Origin of the sequence: Flavobacterium defluvii, from assembly GCF_900129555.1 — a bacterium.
Taxonomy (GTDB): Bacteria; Bacteroidota; Bacteroidia; order Flavobacteriales; family Flavobacteriaceae; genus Flavobacterium; species Flavobacterium defluvii.
In genome coordinates this window covers 141,490-165,246 of the sequence record NZ_FQWC01000009.1, presented here as the reverse complement: position 1 = coordinate 165,246, position 23,757 = coordinate 141,490, and the positions used below count along the sequence as shown (strand labels likewise).

The window sequence follows — 23,757 nt, the reverse complement described above, 5'->3', positions numbered from 1 at the left end:
AGTAAATTTCTTTTTTATCAAAGATCCTTGAGGATTTTAACGGTTTCTTCAATTCCGCAATTCAAAATATTAATTTTGTCTGCAGTATCAGATGTAAATTCACAGCGAAGAGCATCTTCTTCAATAATCGATAAGCAATTTGTTAGATCGGTTAGCATAAAAATATCCAGACTGGATTTCATGTTATGCGCTATTTTTTTTACGAAATCATATTCTTCATTTTTAAATGCTGCAACAAGCTCTTCAGTCTGATGCGGAATTTTTTCAATAAATAATGTAATCATTTCATTCTTAAAGTCGGAATTGCCCGAGGCTATTTCATCTAAAATAGAAAAATCGATAAATCGTTTTTTTTCATGTACAACATCCTGATTCATAACGTTTTTTATAGCTTTTAAAAGTGACGCCTGTTTAAAAGGTTTTGGTACATAAGCATTCATTCCTACTTTATAACATCGTTCTTGTTCTCCTACAAGAGAATGCGCTGTCATTGCAATAATGGGAATATCCAGGTTCAGTTCGTTCCTAATATATTCTGTAGTTTGATAGCCGTCTTTTACAGGCATTTGAAGATCCATTAAAATTAAATCATACTTATTTTGAGATAAGAGTGCAATGCCTTCTTCTCCATTTTCGGCAATATCGAGTTCAAAACCAAAATTATTAATTACACTTGTTACTAATTTCTGGTTTAAAACATTGTCTTCACATAGCAGTATTTTTAGTGGTCCGAGGTCGTTTTTTGATATCGGCTTCACTTCATCAACAGTATTTTCGGCTTTTTTATATGAAATAACAAAGTAAAATTCTGAACCACGGCCTTCTTTACTTTTTACATGAATTTCGGCCTTTTGTAGTTCTATTAACTGTTTTACAATATTTAACCCGAGTCCGGTACCGCCAAATCTGCGGGTTGTACTTTCTTCTGCTTGTGTAAAACGCTCAAAAATAGATTTAAGTTTATCTTCCGGAATTCCGATTCCAGTATCTTTTACCGAAAATCTCAACGAATAACGATCGTCTGTTTCTTCAATTTTTTTAACCGAAACCGTAACATCTCCTTCGTCTGTAAATTTTAGTGCATTTCCTATAAGGTTAACTAAAATTTGATTTAACCTTGCCTGATCGCCAACGACTGTTTCCGGCATATCAGCATCTAAAAAAAGATTGAATTCTACTTCTTTATGAGCTTTTACTTTTAATAAATTATAAATATGTTTAAGCGTTTTTTTTAAATTAAACGGCTCAGAATCTATGGTTAAATTTCCGGATTCAATTTTAGAAAGATCAAGAATATCGTTTACGATCAAGAGCAGGTTTTCGCCGGCAATCTGGACACTTTCTATATAATCGCGCTGTGTTTCATCGAGTTTTGTCTGTGCCAAAAGATCAGTAAAACCAATTATGGCATTTAATGGCGTTCTGATTTCGTGGCTCATATTAGCAAGGAAACTATCTTTTGCCAGGACAGCACGTTCAGCTATCTTTTTCTGAGCATTAAGTTCAATGTTTTTTGTCTGAAGTTCTAACTGACTTATGACATGCTTTGCAACAATTGAAAGCGCATTTCGCTGATTTTCATCTAATGATTTAGCAACGTGATCGACCGCACAAATAGTCCCAATATTGAATCCGTCTGGTGTTGTAAGCGGCACTCCGGCGTAGAATCTTACTTTAAAACCGCCAGTTACATTGGGATCATCCTTAAAACGTTCATTTAAAAATGTATCATTTATCTCTACCATTTTTGATTCCATAATGGTATATCGGCAAAAACTAATTTCACGAGGAACTTCCGAAACGCCTATCCCAATTTCAGATTTAAACCATTGTCTGCTTTCGTCGATAAAAGAAATATGTGCAATAGGAACTCCACAGATATAGGAAACAAGTTTCGTTGCATCATCAAAAGCATGATCAGGAAGTGTATCTAGTATATTGTAACGTTTTAGTGCCGCTAAACGCTGTAATTCGTTCTCTGGAATGGGATTATCTGTATTCATTTTTATCATTGTGGTATAAGGTATAAAGATAAAGCATTTCATCCAAAACTCTGCAAATTCTGGTTTTACAGCAAATGCATATCATAAGTCACATTTAAAAATATAACAATTAATTTGCTTTTTTTATTATGAAAAAAAACAAAAAAAACAGCAGTAAAATTATTCACTGCTGTTTTTTGTTTAATATAACTAACAATTTAAGTAAACCAACAAACTTATTTTTAATCCGGATTTGCCAATATTTTATATAACTCAGCATTTGAAATATAAAACTGATTTTCAATGCTTATTTGAGATAATTTGGCACTTACCAGATTGTTCTCTCTCGAATTAATAAGAAAGATTGAGCTTTCGCCAAAAGAGAACAACTTCTCTTCAGAATTGAGCATTGTCATATAATCTTTGACCAGATTATCGATAACGTTTTTTTGTCTTTTTAATGACGCAATTTCGGTTTGCTGCGCTTTAATTTTATTTTTCAGTTCCAGACGCTGCTGCTCAATATCATATTTTAAATCCTGAATTTTAATTTTAGCCATTTTCAGGCTTCCTCTTTCTTTTCGTAAAAAAATCGGAATACTAAAATCGATATTAAATTTATAATCATCAGCATTAAAAGAATCAAAATACTTTGGCTCAGAAATATAATTATAACCCACATTTAATTTCGGAAGCAGGGAATTAGCCTTTAACTGTCGGTTAACTTCGAGCATCGACATTTTTGTTTCCAACGCCTGAATTTTCGGGTGTGAATCTAAGGTTTCAACATTTACCATCATGGCGTCGGTTCTTAAAGTTTCTTCAAGTGTCAGAATTAGATTTTCTTCAGGTTTTACAATATCGCCCAATTCAACCGGAACATTTTCTATCCACAAATAATTAGACAAATACAATTTGGCTTTTGCTAATTTCAGGTTTCCATTTTCTAAGTTTAATTCTCTATTTCTAACGGTGATTCCGGCTTCAACACTATCAATTGCAGGCGCATCACCAAGTTCAATTAGTTTTTTAACACCTTGAAAACGTGTGCTGGCAAAACCAAGATATCGTTTATAGAGTTCGGCCTCATTGTAACTTTTTCTCCATTCAAAATAGGCTTCACTCGCCTTATACAAAACTTCAATTGCTTTTAGTTTTCGCTGTGCATCGCTTAATTTTAACTGCAGTTTTCCTTCTCTAACATCGGCCATACGCTGGTTGATGAACATTCCCTGTCCAAGTGCAACGCTGATTCCCAGAGAAGTCAATCCGTTATCAGGCGTACGATTCTGCGGATTGTAATATTGCCCGTCTGTATCATCAAAACCCGCTTTAATTTCAATTCCGTACCAGGTTGGAATTTTAAAACTGCTGTTTAATAACGAATAATATTCAGTTCCTTTGAACTCTTTTTTATTGTAATCAACTTCAATTTTCGGATCAAAACCACCTCGTGCCAGCATCAATGCCGCCTGAGCATTTGTAATCTCAAGATTGGCCTGTTTTACCAGCGGATGGTATTTTTTTACATATCCTAAAAACTCGCTGTAACTTAATTCTTCTTTATTAAAATCCTGACTGTAAATTGCAGAAAAGCCGAATAAAAATAAAACAGAAAACAGTACAGTCCATCTCAATTTATTTTTTCTCTTTTCCATTTTTTGCCTCCTTTTCATCTGAATTATAATAATTTGGCGGAAATCCGTTTAAATTTCGCCATATTTCATACCATACAGAAACGGTTTCCAGCAAAGCAATACTCTGCGCTCCGGCTCCTATACTCAATTGTTTAGGCCATTTATTATCAGGTCCATCCGGAGAAATAAGTACTCTGTATTTTCCGTTGGCGCTTATAAAGTTTTCTATTGCTACTACTTTTCCGCCGTAGGTTCCGTAAGACAATCCAGGCCAGCCTGAGAAAACAATTCTTGGCCATCCGTCAAACCAAACACGCACTTTTGCACCGCGGTGTACCAAAGGTAAATCGATAGGATCTACATATGTTTCTACGGCAATATCATAACTTGCCGGCATAATGCTCACGATTGAAGTTCCTTCTTTAATCGTTTCTCCAAGACCAGCCAGCAAAGCGCGGTTTACATAACCGCTCTGAGGCGCTGTAATGTAATACAAACCATTTCTTAATCTGTAATTTGTATATTGATTTTGTAGTTTATTAACCTGAGCTTCTGTATCGTATTGTGTACTTAAAGCAGTAAACTTATCACTTCTGGATTTTGATATTTTTTCAGAATACTCAGCAGTGATTCGGTTAATTTCAACTCGGGCATTTATCAGTTCGTTTTTACTGCTTAACAGTTTGTTTTGCTGTGTAATAATATAAGCTTCAGATTCCTGAAGTTTTAGCCTTTTCTGCTCCACATCTGTAAGTGGTTTTAAACCTTCTTTGTTAAGTGCTGTCGAGCGGTCAAATTGTGTTTTTGCGATTCTCAATTGCGTTTTAACCGCTTCAAGATCCATGCTGTCACTTTTAATTTTCAGCTGGGCTTGTTTTATTTTATTTTGAGCTTGCTGCAATTTCAGTTCTCTTTCGGTATTAAGCGACTGGGCCTGAACATCAAGAGAATTTACTTTATCTCCATAAGACTCTACGGCCATTTTTTTTGCATCGACCTGCTGCTTGGTATTGTTCACCAAATTCGGGTCAAGGTAATCTTCTTTAACCTCAGATATAAAAACAATCGTATCGCCTTTTTTTACATAATCACCTTCCTGAACATACCATTTTTCGATACGTCCGGCAATGGCATTATGTACAGTTTGAGGTCTTTGATCTGGTTTTAAAGTCGTTACAGAACCGCTTCCTGAAATATTTTGTGTCCATGGCAGAAAAAGACAGGCTACTAAAAATATCAGGAAACCTACTATTACTCTGTTTAAAATTTTATAATGAGGTCTTTTGGCAACGCTGGTAATAGATTTGTATTTACCCGGCGTTATAAGTACGTTATTATCTTTAGATATATTAAGCATGATTAAAGCTTTATGTCGTTAATAATTTTTCCATCATCGATCGTTATCATACGGCTGCATTTGTTCTTCCAAATATCATTTTTAGAAGTAACAATTACCGTCCAGTCATTTTCTTCTGAAAGTAAAAAATCAACAATTTTACCCGAAGTCAGTTCATCCATTTTATCAACCGGATCTTCCAGGAATAATATATTAGGTTTGTTTACGATACTTCTCGCTAAAAGAATTTTTTGAACATCTGATGCCGAAAGTTCACGCCCGCCCGGGTGAATCTGATGTTCGAGTCCGTTTGGAAAAGTTTTAATATAAGGCGTTAAACATACATTATCTAAAGCCCATTTTAAATCATCATTGTTAATGGCTTCATTTCCAAAAAGAATATTCTCTTTTATCGTTCCGGCAAAAAGTGTATCGCCCTGCAAAAGTGTTCCGGCCTGAGCTCTGTAACTGTCTTCGTCGAGACGATTCATAAAATTATCTGTTACATACATGGCACCACTTTCCGGCTCTAATAAACCAGCCAATAATCGCAGTAAAGTACTTTTTCCGGCACCGTTTGTTCCTCTTAAAATTATTTTTTCGCCCTGAGATATTTTCAGGTTAATATTTTTAAGGGATTTTTTATTATGTTCCGGATAATTGTATGCAATACTTTCTGTTTCGATTGTAATTCCTGTCTCGGTTATGGCAGATGTTTTTGGAATACAGGAGATTTCCATATCTGTAACCTGACCAATTTTTTCTACAGATGTCAATACATCATAAAAAGATTCTAATCCGAAGATTATTTTTTCAACCGAATTGATAAGTAACACGATAACAATTTCAGCTGCTACAAACTGCCCAATGTTCATTTGATGGTGAATTACCAGAAAACCACCAATCGACAAAAGAGCAGCCGTAACAATTACTTTAAAAATAGTAAGCTGAATGTATTGTTTTTTCATTACCTGAAAGTGCTTTTCGCGGTAATTTATATAATGACTAACATAACCATCGTTTCGGTCTAAAGCATAATCGAAACCGCCTTTTCTGCGAAAACTATCGCGATTACGTGCAATTTCCTGAATCCAGGCCGCAACTTTATATTTGAATTTTGATTCGTTAAGACTTGTTTCTAAACCATCTTTGTAAGAAAATTTAAAAATGATGTACAAAATAGCAATAAACAAAAGCCCGATTACCATAAAGAAAGAATGGTACAAAACCAGCAAAATAATTCCCAGACCAACCTGCAGAAAGGCTGTACAGAAATCCAGTAATAATTTTGCAGTTCCTTTTTGAACCATCAGCGTATCAAAAAATCGGTTTGCTTTTTCCGGTGCATATTCAGAATACAGTTCTTTAAATTTAATTAAAGGCATTCTGTAAGCAAATTCAAAAGATGAACGAACAAAAATTCGCTGCTGCAGGTTTTCGACAATTCGCAATTGTAAAATGGTCAAAACTCCGCCAAAACCAACTCCAATAGTAACCAGAAAAACCAAAATTATCCAGGAAACACTAAGCTGTCCGCTTTGAATAAAATTAATAATAGCCTGAATTCCTAAAGGCAGAGAAAGATTCACCAAACCAGCAAATGCGGCATAAAATATAATTTGATATACGTCGCGCTTATCGAGAGTGAGTAAGTTGAAAAAACGTTTTAAAGGTGTCATGAATTTATATATAAATACAAGATTAATAGATGTTAATATACGAAAAAATATCGTATTCAGGATTACAAAAATTTTCATAATCCAATCAAAATTAAATACTTATGCTATAAATCGCGGAGGCGGTAAATGTATCTTACCATGAAACCCAAATGAGAAAATCGGGTTGTCTATATAATTTTTTCCTTTAAGATCAATTTGAATATAAAATCCGGGTACAGAAGCGTCAATTGGAACAATATATTCAAATAAAGGAATTCCTTTTGCAAGTTTCGTCGTTTTAGTGTCTTTTGCTTCGTAATCGTCCAGTTCTTCAGGGATTCCGTCGCATTTAAAGATCTTCTTTAAAAAGCTGCAAGTCATACCTTTTACAGAATGTGTTTCGGTATTTTCTTTTATAATTCGGCTAAATGTACTTGAGATATTAATACTGCTCAATAAAAAATAGCCGATTAGTAACGCCTGAAGGCATTTACATAAAAGACTATTTTTGATTTTGTTGAGCATTGCAAAAAAATAAATTTCGGGGTGCAAGTTAAAACTAAATTTTCAGCGCAACATTAGAATAACATTAGAATTCAAATTATTTACTCCCCTTGATTTTACTGACTTTCTTACTAATAAAATCATAAAAAAAGCGACCCCAATGGCCGCTTATATTTTTAATTTTAATTCTAAATTTTTAGTCCCAATTGTTATTTTTAGAAACTGCAAATTTTCCTCCTCCTGTAAAAAATAATGCAACTGCTGTAAAGAAATATAACCCCAGAAGTTCTAATTCCCAGCCTCCGTGGTCACTAATTTTAAAAATATCCTGACTGTGTACCATTAAAACCGCAACTAAACAATTGAATGCATAAATCAAAGCAGCAATTCTGGTTCTAAAACCAATTACAATTAAAATTGGAGCCAAAACTTCTCCTATTATTACTCCATATGCAAAAAAGCCCGGCAGTCCTTTTTCAATAAGCATTCCGCTTATAAATTCTAAACCACCGCTAAATTTTGAAATACCATGCAGCAGCATTAAAAGTCCAATTGTAATACGAAGTATTAACAAACCAAAATCGTTGTTTTTTCTCATTTTTCAATAATTAAGTTACTAAATAATTAAAGTTTTGCCTTACAGAGTATTCTCTATTTATGAAAACCGTCAGAAGTAAAAATAGTAAAAATATATGGCAATAAACAAGCATACTAAATTTTCGGTTTCTTACTTTTTCTAATAAAAATGAAAAAAAATATTCATAACTAAATAAACATTCATTTATTATTATATCTTTGCAGAGTCAATTCACTATTAAATCCTTTTCAATTTGAGAACCCGAGACATTAATAAAGAAGAATTAGTCAAAGAGAAAACTATAGAAATGATTGTAAAGTATGGTATCGAAGGCTTTACAATGAACAAACTCGCCAAAGAGTGCGGCATTTCTGTAGCGACACTTTACATTTATTATGCCGACAAGGAGGATCTGATAAAAAAAATTGGAACTGAAATGGGAACTTACTTTTTTAAAAGTTCGCTTAAAGATTTCTCACCAGATATGCCTTTTGCAGTAGGTCTGGCCAAGCAATGGGAAAATCGATCAGAGTTTATGCTGAAAAACACTGATAAGATTGCCTGCTGGGAAATTCTTCAAAATTCGAATTACGGTGAACACATCGTAAACGAGAGTTTGATGGAATTAAAAGAAATCATGATGCAATTTTTACACGGCGCAATTGAAAGAAAGGAAATTGTACCTGTAACTAAAGAAGTATTCTGGAGCATTGCCTACGGGCCTTTATACAATTTGCTGCGTTTTCATGAAAAAGGAAAAGGACTTGGGGGTACCACTCCATTTACATTAACAAAGGAAATTCAACAAGAAGCTTTTAGACTCGTGATAAAAGCATTAACACCTTAATTTTTTTATGTTATGAATGTACTAATATTTGCAACTAATATAAAAACTGAATCTAGTAAAAACAAAATCGCAACATTTTTGAATGCAAATAAATCAATCCTGCAATGGAGCATTGATCAGGAAGATATAGACTGTGTATTGAGAATTATAAGCGAAAAACTAAATGCAGCCCAAATAATAGATTTATTGAATTTTCATGATTTTGACTGCAAAGAATTACAATAATTTTATGAACGAAAAACAAACTCAGACACCAAGTTTTAATGGCTATCAAAAACTGGTTATATTTCTTTTAGCCATGACACAATTTACTGTTGTGCTGGATTTTATGGTAATGTCACCGCTTGGAGATATTATGATGAAAACCTTAAAAATTACGGCATCTCAATTTGGTATTGCCGTTTCTGCATATGCTTTCAGTGCCGGGATTTCAGGTTTACTAACGGCTGGATTTGCAGATAAATTTGACCGTAAAAAGCTACTGCTTTTCTTTTACATCGGCTTTACGATTGGTACTTTATTTTGTGCCCTTGCGCCTAACTTTTATTTATTGGTTGCCGCACGTATCTTTACCGGTTTATTTGGTGGTGTAATTGGGTCTATTTCTCTTGCTATTGTGGCAGATTTATTCAGCTTACAGCAAAGAGGAAAAGTAATGGGATTTATTCAGATGGGATTCGGCGTAAGCCAGGTTCTTGGCATTCCGATTGGTTTATACATTGCAAATGCATGGGGATGGCATGTTCCTTTTTTATGGATTGCAGCAATGGCCGCAATCATTACAGTAATTTTATACATCAGATTAAAACCAGTAAATGAACATTTAAAATTAAAACAAGAAAAAACGGCAATACTGCACCTATTCCATACAATTTCTAAAAAGAATTATCAGGTAGGATTTTTAGCTACTGCCCTGCTTTCTGTTGGAGGATTTATGATGATGCCTTTTGGAAGCGCCTTTGCCATTAATAACCTTAAAGTAACTAATGAAGAATTACCTTTATTGTTTATGATTACCGGAATTGCAACTCTTATAACCATGCCGTTTATTGGTAAATTAAGCGACAGGGTAAATAAATTCAAAATCTTTGCATTTGCTACTGTATCTGCCGTGATTTTAATTAATATTTATTCTCACTTTGGACCAACTCCATTCTATATAGTCTTGATTATAAATGTCTTTATGATGGCAACCATCATGAGCAGAATGGTTCCGTCGACAACTTTGACCTCTGCAGTTCCTGATCCGCAGGATCGCGGTGCCTTTATGAGTATCAATTCATCTTTACAGCAAATGGCCGGAGGTTTCGGAGCTGTAATTGCCGGATTAATCATTTATCAAAAAGACAGTTATGCGCCGCTTGAGCATTACGATATTCTCGCAATGGTAGCTTCTGGAATTATGTTAATTACCATTTACTTAGTTTACAGAGTAAGTAAAATTGTTGATCAAAAAGTAAATAAATTATAATTCAAACTTTTAAATACTAAAAACTCCCAAAGCAATTTGGGAGTTTTTTTTTGCAAAAAAGTGAAATGATTTAAACCATTTTAAATTAAAAAAAAGACGTAAAAGTTTAAACTCTTGTTTTGAATATTTTTAGTTTTAAATACAAATATCAATAAACCATTTTTTTAACAACTAATTTATTTTTATAAAAGTTTTCATACTTTAAAACTAACCTTTTATGACATAAAATCTTACTCTTGTGTCAATTTATCAATCTCGACCTTATATCTCCAGTAATTTTAGTAGAAAAACAAAGCTCAATATAAAAACTAATACTACTGTGTCGAGGTAAAGTAACGCTACTATACTTATACTTCAAATCTGCAGAAACAGCCAATGATGTAAGCTTGTCTTTACTTCTGGAGCAATCAGCACATCTATACTCAACGTACTATGTTAGCATATTGGACTTAAACATTAAACCATTAACAAAAAACCAATGTTTAACCCTTTAATTCCCAAAAAACTAACACCATGGAACCTAATTCCCACACTAAACTCTTTTTAGAGGTTTCGGCTCTTCTTACCGGTTTCAGTAAAACCGAACTAAAAGCAACCGGAATGCTGGAGACCTACTACAACACCATCCAGAAAAACACAGACAAACAAGACATTGACTACTTTTTTCTTGATGTTCATGTATTGTTAAACGACAAATCACAAAAAGACATTGAAGCTGCTTTGGCCTCACAATTTATGGCCGCATCTGCTTACAATGGACTTGCTGCAAACATTATCATCCTTTGGTATACCGGAAACTGGGGAAGCGAGGTAATTTCATCAGCTTCTTACATTCAGGGTCTTATGTGGAATGCTGCGCATACACATCCGCCCGGAGCAAAACAGCCTGGTTACGGCTCATGGGCAGAACGTCCGCTTACAGTAAAAAATTCATAATCAAAACGGTATTCAAATGGAAAATAATTATGATGTAGTAATTGTTGGTTCTGGAATTGCAGGATCAATAGTAGCTAAGGTTCTTACTAATGCAGGTAAGAAAGTTTTAATGCTCGAAGCAGGTCTTTCTGCAGGTATAGCACTGGATCAGGATGCTAATTATAGAAACTATCAGGATTATCTTAACACGTTTTATAACGCTTCTGCAAAAGTTCCAAATGCACCTTACCCAAATATAAAAGACGCACCTTCAATCAATGTCCTGGATATTCAGAAAATTCCAAAAAACGGACCTTCAACAAAAGGATATTTAGTACAAATGGGACCGCTTCCTTTTGCATCTGATAATACAAGAGCTCCGGGCGGAACAACGCTGCACTGGCTGGGAACCACACTTAGAATGCTGCCAAATGATTTTGTAATGAAATCTAAATACGGTGTTGGCGTTGACTGGCCAATTAAATACGAAGATATGAACCGCTATTATCAAATGGCTGAAAACGAAATTGGAGTTTCAGGAAACGTAAACGATCAAAATTATCCTATCGAACAAAAAAACATTTTCGGTAAAGATTATGTTTTCCCAATGAAAGCTATACCAACAAGTTATCTTGATGGTGTTATGAAAAAAGTAATTGATGAAAACAGTAAAATTATCCTTAATGATGAAGAGTATAAATTATACTGTATCAGTACTCCGCAGGGTCGAAATTCAATTCCTAATCTTGATTACAATATTAGAGGTGTTGAATGGAATCGTGCCACTAAAACATTAGATCTTATAAAAAGTGAGGCTGGCGAATATGATCCTGTTGGCGCAAACTGGGATCAATATACGGGTCAGCGCTGCGAAGGAAATGCGAGCTGTGTACCAATTTGTCCGGTTCAGGCAAAATACAATGCCCTGAAAACATTCAAAAAATGTGATATGGGAAATCTTGTTGTAAAAACACAATCTGTAGCTTCCCGATTATTAATTAACGAAACTTCAAACTGGATTAGCGGTGTTGAATATAAAACGTACATCAAAGGCAGTTCTTCTGAATATGAAACGCATACGGCAAAAGGAACTTTGTATGTAATGGCCTGCAGCGCAATTGAAAATGCCAAATTATTACTGGCTTCGGGAGCAGCAAACAGCAGCGATCAGGTTGGTAGAAATTTAATGGATCACATGACGGTTTTGAGATGGGGATTAGCAAAAGAGCGTATTTACCCATATCGCGGACCAGGTTCAACTTCGAATATTCCAACTTTTAGAGACGGAGAATTCCGTAAAAATCATGCCGCATGGATTCTTCCATTAGACAACTGGGGCTGGGCTTGGCCAACTGGATCACCTGCAACAGATGTTGTGAATGCTGTAAGTGAAGGTATTATTGGAAAAAAACTTCGTGCAAAAATTGAAGATATCGTAACGCGACAATTCTTTACTCATTTTGAATGCGAACAGGCTCCGGATCCTGATAACCGTGTAACAATCGATCCTGAATACAAAGATAATATTGATAATTACAGACCTGTAATTCACTACAAAGCAACAGAATACATGCTGAAAGCTTTTGAAGCAACAGGAATTGTTTCTGAGCAGATGTTCAGCCAGTGTGGTATCGAAGATTTTACGTCATACAATCCGGCTTCAGATGCCGATTATGTGACTTACAAAGGTAAAGGATACACTTTTGCAGGTGCCGGACACATTGTTGGAACACACAGAATGGGATTCACCAAAGATGATTCTGTTGTAGATGCTAACATGCGTACCTGGGATCACGGAAACCTTTACCTGGTTGGCTGTGGAAATATGCCGACTCTTGGAACCTCAAACCCTACTCTAACAATGTCTGCCTTAACTTTTAAAGCGGCAGAAGCTATCCTTCAACAACTTGAACAATAACTAATTATGGAAAATAAATTATTTCAAAAGAACAATCCAAATCGTCAAAAGCTAATTAAACCAATTGCCGATCTGGATATTAACGAAGAAGTTTATTCTGTCAGTACAGATAATACCTTTATTGCTGATAATGAACTTAGTGCAGCGCCGGCAATAACTGCCAAAAGTGCAAAAGGGATTTCGTTGAAAATGTCAAAAAGAGATGTAAAAAATTACATTAAGGACTTGAAACATCTTCAGGATTGTCTTAGAACTGCTTTAAAATTAGAGCTTTCTACAATTCCTCCCTATTTATGCGGACTTTATACCATTAAGGAAGGAAGTAATGTCGAAGCGGCGGCACTTATTAGAAGTGTTGTCGTAGAAGAAATGCTGCACATGGTTTTGGTATCAAATATTCTAAACGCAATTACAGATCCAAAAACCATTAAAAAAGGTGATAAACTTTTTAATGTAAAAGACATTATTCCGGTTTACCCTACTCCACTTCCGGGCGGAATTGTTCCTGAAGTTCCAAAAGGTTCACCTCCGTTTGAAGTTCATCTTTTAAAATTCTCAAGAGAAGCTTTAGATGAGTTTTCTACAATTGAAAGACCATCAGATCCTAAAGCGCCAATTACAGGGCATTTTGATAGTATCGGACAATTTTATGAAGCGATTCGTTACGGTTTGCTTCGTTTAAACGAAAGTACTCCGGGCGGAATTTTCATTGGAGATCCTAAACGTCAAATAACAGCCGAACATTATTATGGAAGCGGTGGTAAAATTACCAAAGTTGTTACTTATGAAGACGCCGAAGAAGCGATTGGAGAAATTGTTGGTCAGGGAGAAGGAATTGACGGAACTATAGCTACAGAACAGGTTTTATTTGGAGAAGACATTGAATATGCACATTACTTCAAATTTCAGGAAATCTGTTATGGAAGAATGTACAGCGCCAATGATACCAATTTTCAAATGCCTGTAAAAAGTATCCCGACAGGAAAACCATTTACTGTAAGCTGGTCTTCTGTTTACAATATGAAAGCCAATCCAAAAATGAAAGATTACGAAAACAATCCCGAATTATTGGAAAAAGCAAAAGACTTCAACAAAGTATATGTACAGCTCCTAAACGGAATTAACGATGCAGTAAGCGGCGAACCTGAACTCTTAATTAAAGGAATTACAGTAATGTATGAACTTAAATATAAAGCATTGGAATTATTAAACATCCCGTTTGATAATGGCGAATGCGCAGGACCAACATTTGAATATGTAGAAGTGTAAATGAAGAGTTAAGAGTTATGGATTAAAAGTTTGAATGTGTCAATAGACACAAAATATCGAAAAAAAAGAAATCTGAAGTTCATTAGCGTGCCATAGGTACGCAGTTTAGTACCTACGGCACATTTGAATTATTTAAACGCATTTTTTTTCTACCGATATAAAGTGCCTAACGGCACATAACAATTAACCATTAACAATTAACAATTAACAATAAACCATCAACAATTACAACTAAAAAACTATGTATTACCCACTCGAAGCAAAATGGACCATTCTGCCCGGAAATGAAGACAAAGCAAAAGCTGCTTTAGTTCAACTAGCAAAAGATGTTCAGGAAAACGAACCGGAAACTTTATTGTATATGGTTCACGTTCCGGATTTCAACCAAAAAAGTCTTCCAACTCCACCGCAAGGTCAGGTAATTTTCTGGGAAGTTTATGAAAACCAAGATGCATTTTTTAAACATGTAAACGGTCCCATATTCACCGAATTTGTAAAAAACTACGGCGATTTATTTCTAAGTGATTTTAATAGCCCGCCAAATGTTTTCATGACCACTGAAGTATTATTTCAGATTCAGGGATTTAGCCGAAAAGCACTTTAAATCCTAAAACAATTTAACCCATCAAAAACAATCAAATAAAAGAAAAATAAAATGGCATTAGAACAAAACAATCCGTTAGCAAACCTGAACCTGTCAGGTTTAGAAAAGTTAGAAGCAAAACCAGTAAACAAAGGTTTAAAATCAAAATTTAAAGCCGAAGCTGTACAAACAGAACCTGTTAATCTTGGTGTATTAGAAACGCTGGTTGGAACCTGGGTTGGTCCCGGATTCAATATTATTGAAGTTCCAAATATGAACCAGGCAAAACCGGGACCGCCTCCGGCTGATAAATTCAAAATCATCTTAAACTCAACCGCAGAAACTTTTACATTTTCTTCAATTGGAGGTGATATTATCAACCGCGGAAATGCACAGGCTGATATCGCATTTCAGGGTTTACACTATTTACAGCAGGTAGACGATGTTAATCTTCCGAGCGGTCAAAACGGAATTCATTTAGAAACGGGATTATTCTTAAATCTTCCAAGTGGCACTGATCCGGCGGTACAGCCAAGTATCGCCAGATTAGGTTCAATTCCGCACGGAGATTCAATTTTAGCACAAGGAACTTTTTTTACAGTGGATGGCCCGCCACAATTTGAAGTGGCCGACCCTACGCCGTTTTTTATTGTAAACGGAAAAAGAGTAAACGACACAAGCGAAACCTATTTATCGCAATTGGTAAACGCTGTTCCGCCTCCGGGAATTCCGAAAGAAGTAATCATGAATCCGAATATTCTTTTAGAAAATGCCATAAAAGGACAAAACATCATTAAAACCGTTGTGATCTTTTTAGATGCAAATCCAATTGACGGCGTAGCAACTCCGGGCGCGACTGCTCCTGTTGGCGGTATTACGAATATTCCGTTTGTAAACGTAAATGCCAACGCTAATAGTCTTTCTGCAATTTTCTGGATAGAAACTGTTCAAAATACTGATGGTTCAACTTTCCTTCAATTGCAATATACCCAAACCGTAATTCTTGATTTCCCCGTTTTTGCCCCAGATGGAAGCGTTGTAGAAATTAAATGGCCGCATATTTCAGTAGCAACACTCCGTCTTCAGGAATCATAAATTCTGAAGAAAGCTTAAAAACATTTAAAAGAAATTAAAATGGAAAATACTAACAAAGCCCCTATGTTACTGCACAGCACGTACTTTAACTTAGGGACAAGTAATACTCGGGGCATTGTAGAAGCTTACATGGCCGAAGCCAGACAATATCTTTCTGAATCTGTCGGAATGATTTCGTTCTGGATTGGTGTAAGAGCCGATGATATGGTTCGTCCGGAAAATGATCTTAATTATGACATTGCCATGCATCAGCTTTTTGTAAATGAAGATGCTTTTAATGTTTATAACTCAAATGATTCAGCACACAATCAATTTGTTATAGATGTAAACCGATGGGTTCCGGGCACAACAAGACGTGTTATGGACGCTTATGTTACAAATCTTATTATTGGCGGAAATTCTTCGGAACCGCAGACAATTGGAGCCGATGGAAATTATCCTCAGAGTTTGTTTCACAATCTGTATTTCTCTCTAAAAGATAAATCTCCGGAAAACATTAAAAAATTTACCGATATCTGTGTAGAATACTTATCAGGACATCCGGGAATTCAACAGTTTACAACAGGCGGATTAACAGATATTAAAAGAAATGTTTCTGTTCGAAATTTTGACGTTGCGGTTTCTATTATTTACGAAAGTAAAAAAGCATACGATGAATATCTGAAAAGCAAAAAACACGACGAATTTTTCCCTGCAACTGCCGGAATGATTGACAACACGTACATTTTTGATTCTTATTTAAAATATCAGTCAAAAGTGTATTCGCTTACGAGATAATCCATCAAAAATAAAATTAACCCCAAAAACTAAAAATCATGATAGAAACAGCAATTCAGGAATTAGTTCGTGAACTGAGCGGTTATGTGCTTCAGCCGGGCGATTCAGAATATGAAGATGTTATTAAAATTGACAACGGAAGAATCCAGTTTAGACCACGATTAATCATTTTTCCGGCTGTTGTTGAAGATGTTAGACTGGGATTGAAATTTGCCATTACTAACAATCTTCAATTTTCAATAAAAGGCGGAGGACACAGCGCAGCTGGATATTGTCTTAATGAAGGCGGCGTTGTTATTGCCATGAAAAATTTAAACAAAATAACATTCGACCCTAAAAAAGAAACCGTTACGGCAGAAATGGGCGTAATCTGGTACGATGTTTACAAATTTATGCAGTTAACAAACACAGGATTAATCCCTGTTGGCGGCGGCTGCCCTACTGTTGCGCCTCCGGGATTCATGCTTGGCGGCGGCTATAGTTTTGTTTCACGTTCGTATGGAATGAGTATCGATAATCTTGAAAGTTTAAAGATTGTTACTCCTGACGGAGAATTACGCCATATTGGTGTTCACAGTACTTCGGCAGAAGATATCGATCTTTTCTGGGCGTGTTCAGGAGGCGGCGGTGGAAATTTCGGTATTGTAGTCGAAATGGAAATGCGAGTTCGTAAGCCATTAAGCAAAAAAATGCTGGTTGGACAAATTCGTTATCCTCTCGAAATGGCCGAAGATGTTTTGGGATATTACAACGACTGGGTTGAAACCGTACCGAATGCAATGGCCGTTTATGGTTTTATGGGAAATCAAAAAGATTTAATTGATAAAACTACCAATGTAAAAGTGCTGGGTTTAACTCCGGTTTTTAATGGTGACTGCGACGAAGGAATTGATTTGCTGCAAGGACTTTTAAAACTAAAACCAATTAATGCCGATTTATTCAACATGACACTTCCAGATTGGGAATTCTATAACGGTTACACGACAAGAGTTGCCGGAAGAAGTTCCTATATCCGCTCGACGGTTCTTCCAAAAGGCGGAATGAATAATAAAGTAGCAAAAGTTATTGTTGAGTCGATGAGCAAAGCGCCTTCTCCAGAAAGTTTTGCTGTTTGGACACATGCCGGCGGTGCAATCGAAAATATCGCTTCGGACGCTACAGCATATGTACACAGAAACAGCCGTTTTATTCCGGAAATTAAATCAATTTGGGATTTGGACAAACCTGGCGATACATTAAAAAATGTAGAATGGGCGTATGAATTCTTCGAAAGATTATCTGATGCAGGAAATTCTACCGGAGCATATGTAAATTATATTGATCCGCTGCAGCACAATTGGACGGAACAATATTATGGAAGCAATTACAAGCGCCTTTTAGAAATTAAAAAGAAAGTTGATCCAAACAATTATTTTAATTTCCAGCAAAGCGTTGGTTCTACTTTTAATCCAACAAAAGAACTTACTGATATAAGTCCTATAAACCGAACCCGAGTTTAATTCCTTACTAACCCAAATCCTCGAAGTTTTTGTATAAATCTTCGGGGATTTATTATTTCTAACAAACCATTAAACATCTAAATTATGTCACCAGCATCAGAAATAATCAAACTGCTTAATTTACAGTTAAACAGTACCGAAGGCGGTTATTTTGCAAATACCTATCCTATTCCGCCTGTAGAAAATTCGCCTTGCAGCGCCATTTATTATTTTTTGGATAATTCACGCTGCTCTATTATGCACAAAGTTACAGGCGATATGCTATATCATTTTTATGCGGGAAAACCTGTAGAAATGCTTCTTTTATATCCGGAAGGCCATAATCCAAAATCTGAGGTTTGTATTTTTAGTAATGAAATTGCCAAAGGCGGAAAACCAATGAAAGTAATTCCGGGCGGAACCTGGATTGGTTCCAGAATTAAAAGTAAAGATTCGTGGAGTTTAATGGGCGTATCGATGGCACCGCCTTTTAATCCAAAAGATTACTTTTTGGGAGATCGTGACACACTTATTGCACAATATCCGGAACAAAAAAAGTTAATCACAGCCCTTACTAATCCCTCATAAACAGGCACATTTTCAAATTTTTTAAAAAATAAACTTATTTTTATTTGTAAATATGACCAATCGGTCATATATTTGTGCCGTTAAATGAAAGCAATCATGGCAAAGGGTGAAGAAACCAGACAATTTATTATAGAAAAAGCCGCTCCTATATTTAATACAAAAGGAATTGCTGCCACATCTATGAGCGATATTATGGAGGCAACCAAATTGTCTAAAGGAAGCATGTACGTCCATTTTGAAAATAAAGAAGTTCTGGCTTGTGCAGCTGTTGATCATAATATCAAAATGCTAAACTCAAAAATTCAAAATGCAGTAAGCCAGTACAAAACATCAAAAGAACAATTGTTTGCCTATATCGATTTTTTTAGCGATCCGCTTCAGCCGCCGGTTTATGGAGGATGTCCGCTTTTAAATTTTGGAACTGAAGCTGATGACACAAATCCAATTGTAAAAGAGAAAGTAAATGCTGTTATACGTTCTGGCCAGCATTTGCTCACAGGAATTATAGAAAAAGGAATTGCAAACGGAGAATTTAAAAAATCGTTTGTTGCATCTGATTTTGCAACAGCACTTTTTGCAATGCTTGAAGGCGGTCATTTAATGTCTAGAATGTCTGGAAATAATGATAAAATGGAAGTTATCTGCAGGATTCTTAAAAATTTAATAGACGAAAACTGCCTCTAATTTTTTTTTATTAAAAAAATGACCGATCAGTCATTTTTGTAAATAACAATTTAAATTTCAAAAATCAATTTCAATAAAAATTACAATACCAATTAAATAAGAACATTAACAATTAACAATTAACAATTCACAATTAATAATTAGAAATCATGTCAAAAACAATTTTAATAACAGGAGCATCAAAAGGATTTGGAAAAGCCTGGGCTGAAGCATTTTTAGCAAAAGGGTATAAAGTGGCTGCAACAGCACGAAATATTGAAACATTAAACGATTTAAAAGCAAAATACGGAGATGCTGTTTTGCCTCTAAAACTTGATGTTAACAAACGTGAAGAATCATTTGCTATTGTTGAAAAAGTAAAAAATCACTTTGGAACAATTGATATTTTAATCAATAATGCAGGTTATGCATTAAACGGTGCAGTTGAAGAAGCTAGTGAAGCTGAAGCAAGAGCACAATTTGAAACAAACTTCTTCGGAACTTTATGGTTAACTCAAGCTGTTTTACCAATTATGAGAAACCAAAAAAGCGGTCATATTATTCAGGTTTCGTCTATTTTGGGAATTGCTACTCTACCGGTTATCGGACTTTATAATGCATCAAAATTTGCTGTAGAAGGCTTAAGTGAAACTTTGGCATCTGAAGTTAAACAATTCGGAATCAATGTTTCTTTGGTTGAACCAAACGGGTATTATACTGACATTTGGGATAATGGTTTCCACAGCGAAAGTATTCCTGCTTATGACGGAATCAAAAAAGCAATTGCAGACGGACACGATCCTGATTCTTTTGGAAAAGTTGAAGCAACTGTTCCGGCAATCATTAAACTTGTTGAAGCTGAAAACCCGCCATTACGTTTATTTTTAGGAAAAGTAGCTTTACCATTTGCTAAACAAACTTACGAGCAAAAACTAAAAACATGGGAAGAATGGGCTGATGTCTCTGTTGAAGCTCACGGATAATACATGCGGTTTTAAATAAAAAGGCAGTTCTATTGAACTGCCTTTTTATTTACTATTTCTTTTGGAAGATAAATCCAAAAAACGGTTCCTTCTCCGGGTTTACTTATAAAGTTAATCCTTCCGTTATGGTTTTCAATAATGCGTCGGCATAAGGCAAGTCCAATACCATTTCCACCATACTGATCGCGTTCATGAAGCCTTTGAAACATATCAAATATTCGTTCTGAATATTGACTGTCCATACCAATTCCGTTATCTGCGATTGAAATGATATGATAGTTTTCAGGCGAAATTACACTATTGTCCGGCGGAATATTTGTACTTGAAATTGTAACCGACGGCTGTGAAGTATTGAATTTTAGTGCGTTATTGACTAAATTATAAAATAGCTGACGAAGCTGTGTATCAAGTCCAAAAACAGTAGGAAGTGGTTTTATTTCAATTAATGCATTCTTTTCTTCGATAACAAGACTCAAATCTCCTAAAATTTCAGAAAGGGTTTCATTAAGATCGACTTCGCTAAATACCTGATTTCTATTATCTACTCTAGAATAATTAAGAACATCGGTAATTAAATTTGATAATCTTCCGGCAGCTAAAGTAATTCGGTCAAAATAGTATTCTTTCTTTTGATGTTCGCTTAAATGTTCTCCGGCACGCGAAAGCATAATCATTATTTTTCGAAGAGGCTCCTGCAAATCATGACTTGCAATGTAGGCAAACTGTTCTAACTCTTTATTTTTAAAGACAAGTTTTGAGTTGGCACTTTCTAATTCGCGTTGAATGGCTTTTAATTCGGTATTATCCTTTAAGGTTTCGACAATCATTTTCTGCGCATTGATATCCACAAAATAAACAAGCCAGCTGTTAAACTTACCATCTTCGGCTTTGTTAGGAATTATTGAAATTACATGCCAGATATATTCTGTCCCTTTTTTGATTCTAATTTCTGCTAAAAAATCAGATCGGTTTGATTTTGCCCTGTTCCAGCCTTCCAGTATTCCTTCAATGTTCTCAGGATGTACAAAATTGCTTAAGTTTTTCCTGTCGAAAGCAAGCAGCGGTAATTCTAAATAACTTTCTAAAGATTCATTTGTAAGAAGAACATTATTTCGTTCGTTGATTACACAAATTAATATCGGGATTGTATTGGCTAATTGTTTGTATTTGTTTTCGCTTTCTGTAAGTTTTTCTGAAAGTGCAATTAATTCGATGTTTTTCTTTCTGATTTCATCATAAGGCGATAATGGCGGTTCAAACTTAAAGTAATCTACGAGACTATTTATTTTTGCTTCTGAAAGAAGTCCCGGCGATGCAATTGGCTGACTTATTGTGGTCGTCGATTTATTATCAAAATAACTATATTCAAAGTTACCCGAAATTCTCGATGCATAATTAAAAGCTTCCGGACTGCAGCTTTTTAAATCTACGATATCAGTAATAATAGCTACAATTTCTTTTTGAGTAGATTTGATAATATTAATGCCCAGAACAAGCAGGGAATCTTTACCTTTTGCAATAGAAGATCTGGCAATTTCAGAAACTGCAGTCGAAAATCTGGTTTGAAAAGATGACGGCATACCGCACATTTCGGCAATTTTCATACAGCGTTTATGGGCCAGAATCAGGTCCATTTCATTATCAAGATTTATTTGTACGATCTCTTTCATGGCATTACATTATTTTACCCACAAAAATTGTTGCATCATCAGTTCCTCTTATATTTTGTTTGAAAATAGAAGATGCAATTATACCCGGATTTTGTTTTATAATAGACGTGAACTCATTTAGATGCCATCTTGTACGCAGTCCGTCACTGTGCATAATGATGATTTGATGTTTTTTGTAAGGAACAATTGTACTGCTTAAAGTGCGCGGAATATTATGCCCCAGAATACCATTATACGGAGTATATGTTTTATTCTCTAAACCGGTATAAATTCGGGTATTAATATTGCCAATACCACAAATATTCCAAACTTGAGATGTATAATCTACAGAAACAATTGTTGCAACAAGTCCTCTGGTTTTTTTTACTTTGGTATGTATTTCTCTGAGGATTTCTGCAGGTTGAAATTCTACAGACTGTCTAAAAATTTTAATTGCTAATTCGACTGCTTCATTTGCGCTTTCGCCATGTCCCAGTCCATCACCTACAAATATTTGAAAACCTTTTCTAGACTGCTTAATATAATAACCATCACCGCAGAGTTTTTCTCCCGGATAATTAACCGCAATCGTAGAATAATTAAGTCCGCTTTGAAAAGGAGGAACAATATATTCTGGTTTTTCGCAGATTTTTACATATTGCACACAGCCCCAATTTTTCATAGAATATATCTGAAAATCATTGCTTAATCTTTTTATTGAACCCAAGCCATGTCCTAGTGTATTAGAAGATGAATAGCCATCGTTCATGATTTTTGCAACGTTTTCAAATCCAATTCCATTATCAAGACAGTAAATTTCAATTTGGTTTTGATCGTCTTGTAAATGCGCACGGTAAAGCAGTTCGCCTCCGTTTGCAAATTTCATAAGATTAGAAGTTAATTCGGCAACAATTATATCAGTCTCGGCAGCTCTGTGAGGAGTAAAACCAATTTGAAGTGCAAGATTATGTATTTCTCTTTTTATAAAAGCGATTAAGCTCCGGTCGTCTATTTTATAAGTGGAAAACGTATTATCCATTTTTCCATTTTGTTATAGTAACGGTGGTACCGTTTCCTAGTTCTGATTTAATGTCAAATTCATTGACAAGTCTTTTTGTTCCGGGTAATCCTAAACCTAAACTTTTTCCTGTACTGTAACCATCTTTCATTGCCAGATCAATATCGGCAATTCCGGGTCCATTATCAATAAAAGTTACACGCACGCCATTATCACGGCCATTACTGACAGATTCTATAATGACTTTTCCACCTCCTCCATATTTAAGAAGATTACGGACAAGTTCGCTTGTAGCAGTAATGAGTTTAGTTTGATTAAGAATACTCATACCAATCTTTACACCGTATTCTTTAACACGATTGCGGAGCGGTACAACATCCTGCTCTCTTAAGATTAGAGCCTCTTCTTTATTATTCGTTGTTGTCGTCATATTCCTGCTCTTCGTTATCACTATAGTGCATTTTTGAGCGCAGTAAATCCATTCCCTTTTCAACATTCAGGGCACTTATGACTCCATTTAAAGATAATCCTAATTCAACTAAAGTAATCGCCACAGCAGGCTGCATCCCTACAACAACAGTTTGTGCATCAAGTATTCTGGACATTACCGCAATATTTCCTAAGATACGCCCCATAAAAGAATCTATTATAGAAACTGCCGAAATATCTATTAACACTCCTTTTGAACTATGTTTACTTATTGTATTTATTAAATCTGATTCGAGGTTTTCTGCAAGCTGGTCGTATAAATCTACTTGTATCGTCACAAGCAAAAAATCCCCCATTTTAAGTATAGGAATTCTTTCCAT

Annotated in this window: 23 protein-coding genes; 13 read left to right on the top strand and 10 right to left on the bottom strand. The window is 35.2% G+C overall.

Annotation, left to right across the window (positions count from 1 at the left end):
- Positions 1–17: 17 nt before the first annotated feature.
- The 6 genes from BUC29_RS18090 to BUC29_RS18065 all read right to left on the bottom strand — a co-directional run bounded on the left by BUC29_RS18090 (position 18) and on the right by BUC29_RS18065 (position 7,715).
- Positions 18–2,003 (bottom strand): GAF domain-containing hybrid sensor histidine kinase/response regulator, encoded by a 1,986-nt coding sequence (locus BUC29_RS18090; RefSeq protein WP_073417651.1) that lies wholly within the window; start codon positions 2,001–2,003, stop codon positions 18–20.
- Positions 2,004–2,224: 221 nt separating this feature from the next.
- Positions 2,225–3,640: a TolC family protein gene (locus tag BUC29_RS18085; protein WP_073417650.1), complete on the bottom strand. Its 1,416-nt coding sequence runs from the start codon at positions 3,638–3,640 to the stop codon at positions 2,225–2,227.
- Positions 3,621–4,976, bottom strand: a complete 1,356-nt coding sequence (locus tag BUC29_RS18080) for an HlyD family secretion protein (RefSeq protein ID WP_073417577.1) — start codon at positions 4,974–4,976, stop codon at positions 3,621–3,623. The genes BUC29_RS18085 and BUC29_RS18080 overlap by 20 nt, the downstream gene beginning before the upstream one ends.
- A gap of 2 nt (positions 4,977–4,978) precedes the next feature.
- Positions 4,979–6,634: a peptidase domain-containing ABC transporter gene (locus BUC29_RS18075; protein WP_073417576.1), complete on the bottom strand. Its 1,656-nt coding sequence runs from the start codon at positions 6,632–6,634 to the stop codon at positions 4,979–4,981.
- 99 nt (positions 6,635–6,733) lie between these two features.
- Positions 6,734–7,138 carry a hypothetical protein gene (locus BUC29_RS18070; RefSeq protein WP_073417575.1) on the bottom strand — a complete coding sequence of 135 codons (405 nt, stop codon included), beginning with the start codon at positions 7,136–7,138 and terminating at the stop codon, positions 6,734–6,736.
- A gap of 175 nt (positions 7,139–7,313) precedes the next feature.
- A complete protein-coding gene (locus BUC29_RS18065; RefSeq protein WP_073417574.1) occupies positions 7,314–7,715 on the bottom strand; it encodes a DoxX family protein in 402 nt (133 codons plus the stop codon).
- Between the two features lie 232 nt (positions 7,716–7,947).
- On the opposite strand from BUC29_RS18065, the gene BUC29_RS18060 reads away from it, so the two are divergent.
- From BUC29_RS18060 to BUC29_RS18000, 13 genes are all read left to right on the top strand, one after another.
- Positions 7,948–8,541: a TetR/AcrR family transcriptional regulator gene (locus BUC29_RS18060; RefSeq protein ID WP_073417573.1), complete on the top strand. Its 594-nt coding sequence runs from the start codon at positions 7,948–7,950 to the stop codon at positions 8,539–8,541.
- A 12-nt stretch (positions 8,542–8,553) separates the two neighbouring features.
- Positions 8,554–8,766 (top strand): hypothetical protein, encoded by a 213-nt coding sequence (locus tag BUC29_RS18055; protein ID WP_073417572.1) that lies wholly within the window; start codon positions 8,554–8,556, stop codon positions 8,764–8,766.
- Positions 8,767–8,770: 4 nt separating this feature from the next.
- On the top strand, positions 8,771–10,012 hold the full coding sequence (locus BUC29_RS18050) for an MFS transporter (RefSeq protein ID WP_244160846.1): 1,242 nt from the start codon (positions 8,771–8,773) through the stop codon (positions 10,010–10,012).
- 513 nt (positions 10,013–10,525) lie between these two features.
- Positions 10,526–10,948 (top strand): sugar dehydrogenase complex small subunit, encoded by a 423-nt coding sequence (locus tag BUC29_RS18045; protein ID WP_073417570.1) that lies wholly within the window; start codon positions 10,526–10,528, stop codon positions 10,946–10,948.
- Between the two features lie 16 nt (positions 10,949–10,964).
- Positions 10,965–12,845, top strand: a complete 1,881-nt coding sequence (locus tag BUC29_RS18040; protein WP_073417569.1) for a GMC family oxidoreductase — start codon at positions 10,965–10,967, stop codon at positions 12,843–12,845.
- A 6-nt stretch (positions 12,846–12,851) separates the two neighbouring features.
- Positions 12,852–14,114 carry a ferritin-like domain-containing protein gene (locus BUC29_RS18035; protein ID WP_073417568.1) on the top strand — a complete coding sequence of 421 codons (1,263 nt, stop codon included), beginning with the start codon at positions 12,852–12,854 and terminating at the stop codon, positions 14,112–14,114.
- Between the two features lie 241 nt (positions 14,115–14,355).
- Positions 14,356–14,718 carry a putative quinol monooxygenase gene (locus BUC29_RS18030; protein ID WP_073417567.1) on the top strand — a complete coding sequence of 121 codons (363 nt, stop codon included), beginning with the start codon at positions 14,356–14,358 and terminating at the stop codon, positions 14,716–14,718.
- A gap of 51 nt (positions 14,719–14,769) precedes the next feature.
- Complete coding sequence (locus tag BUC29_RS18025; RefSeq protein ID WP_073417566.1) at positions 14,770–15,792, top strand: heme-binding protein; 1,023 nt, start codon at positions 14,770–14,772, stop codon at positions 15,790–15,792.
- A 39-nt stretch (positions 15,793–15,831) separates the two neighbouring features.
- Positions 15,832–16,569: a Dabb family protein gene (locus BUC29_RS18020; protein ID WP_073417565.1), complete on the top strand. Its 738-nt coding sequence runs from the start codon at positions 15,832–15,834 to the stop codon at positions 16,567–16,569.
- Between the two features lie 38 nt (positions 16,570–16,607).
- Positions 16,608–18,068 carry an FAD-binding oxidoreductase gene (locus tag BUC29_RS18015; protein WP_073417564.1) on the top strand — a complete coding sequence of 487 codons (1,461 nt, stop codon included), beginning with the start codon at positions 16,608–16,610 and terminating at the stop codon, positions 18,066–18,068.
- An 84-nt stretch (positions 18,069–18,152) separates the two neighbouring features.
- The gene (locus BUC29_RS18010) at positions 18,153–18,635 is read left to right on the top strand and encodes a cupin domain-containing protein (protein WP_073417563.1); all 483 of its coding nucleotides are present in this window, start codon (positions 18,153–18,155) and stop codon (positions 18,633–18,635) included.
- A gap of 96 nt (positions 18,636–18,731) precedes the next feature.
- Positions 18,732–19,319 (top strand): TetR/AcrR family transcriptional regulator, encoded by a 588-nt coding sequence (locus tag BUC29_RS18005; protein ID WP_073417649.1) that lies wholly within the window; start codon positions 18,732–18,734, stop codon positions 19,317–19,319.
- Positions 19,320–19,468: 149 nt separating this feature from the next.
- Positions 19,469–20,281: an SDR family NAD(P)-dependent oxidoreductase gene (locus BUC29_RS18000; RefSeq protein WP_073417562.1), complete on the top strand. Its 813-nt coding sequence runs from the start codon at positions 19,469–19,471 to the stop codon at positions 20,279–20,281.
- A 29-nt stretch (positions 20,282–20,310) separates the two neighbouring features.
- Here the strand turns inward: BUC29_RS18000 and BUC29_RS17995 are convergent, their stop codons facing one another.
- Genes BUC29_RS17995 through BUC29_RS17980 form a run of 4 tightly spaced genes read right to left on the bottom strand, consistent with a single transcriptional unit; the run spans position 20,311 to position 23,757 of the window.
- Positions 20,311–21,951 (bottom strand): sensor histidine kinase, encoded by a 1,641-nt coding sequence (locus BUC29_RS17995; protein WP_073417561.1) that lies wholly within the window; start codon positions 21,949–21,951, stop codon positions 20,311–20,313.
- A 4-nt stretch (positions 21,952–21,955) separates the two neighbouring features.
- A complete protein-coding gene (locus BUC29_RS17990) occupies positions 21,956–22,969 on the bottom strand; it encodes an ATP-binding protein (protein ID WP_073417560.1) in 1,014 nt (337 codons plus the stop codon).
- A complete protein-coding gene (locus tag BUC29_RS17985) occupies positions 22,962–23,378 on the bottom strand; it encodes an anti-sigma regulatory factor (RefSeq protein WP_073417559.1) in 417 nt (138 codons plus the stop codon). The genes BUC29_RS17990 and BUC29_RS17985 overlap by 8 nt, the downstream gene beginning before the upstream one ends.
- Positions 23,359–23,757: an STAS domain-containing protein gene (locus tag BUC29_RS17980; RefSeq protein WP_073417558.1), complete on the bottom strand. Its 399-nt coding sequence runs from the start codon at positions 23,755–23,757 to the stop codon at positions 23,359–23,361. Before BUC29_RS17980 ends, BUC29_RS17985 begins: the two co-directional genes overlap by 20 nt.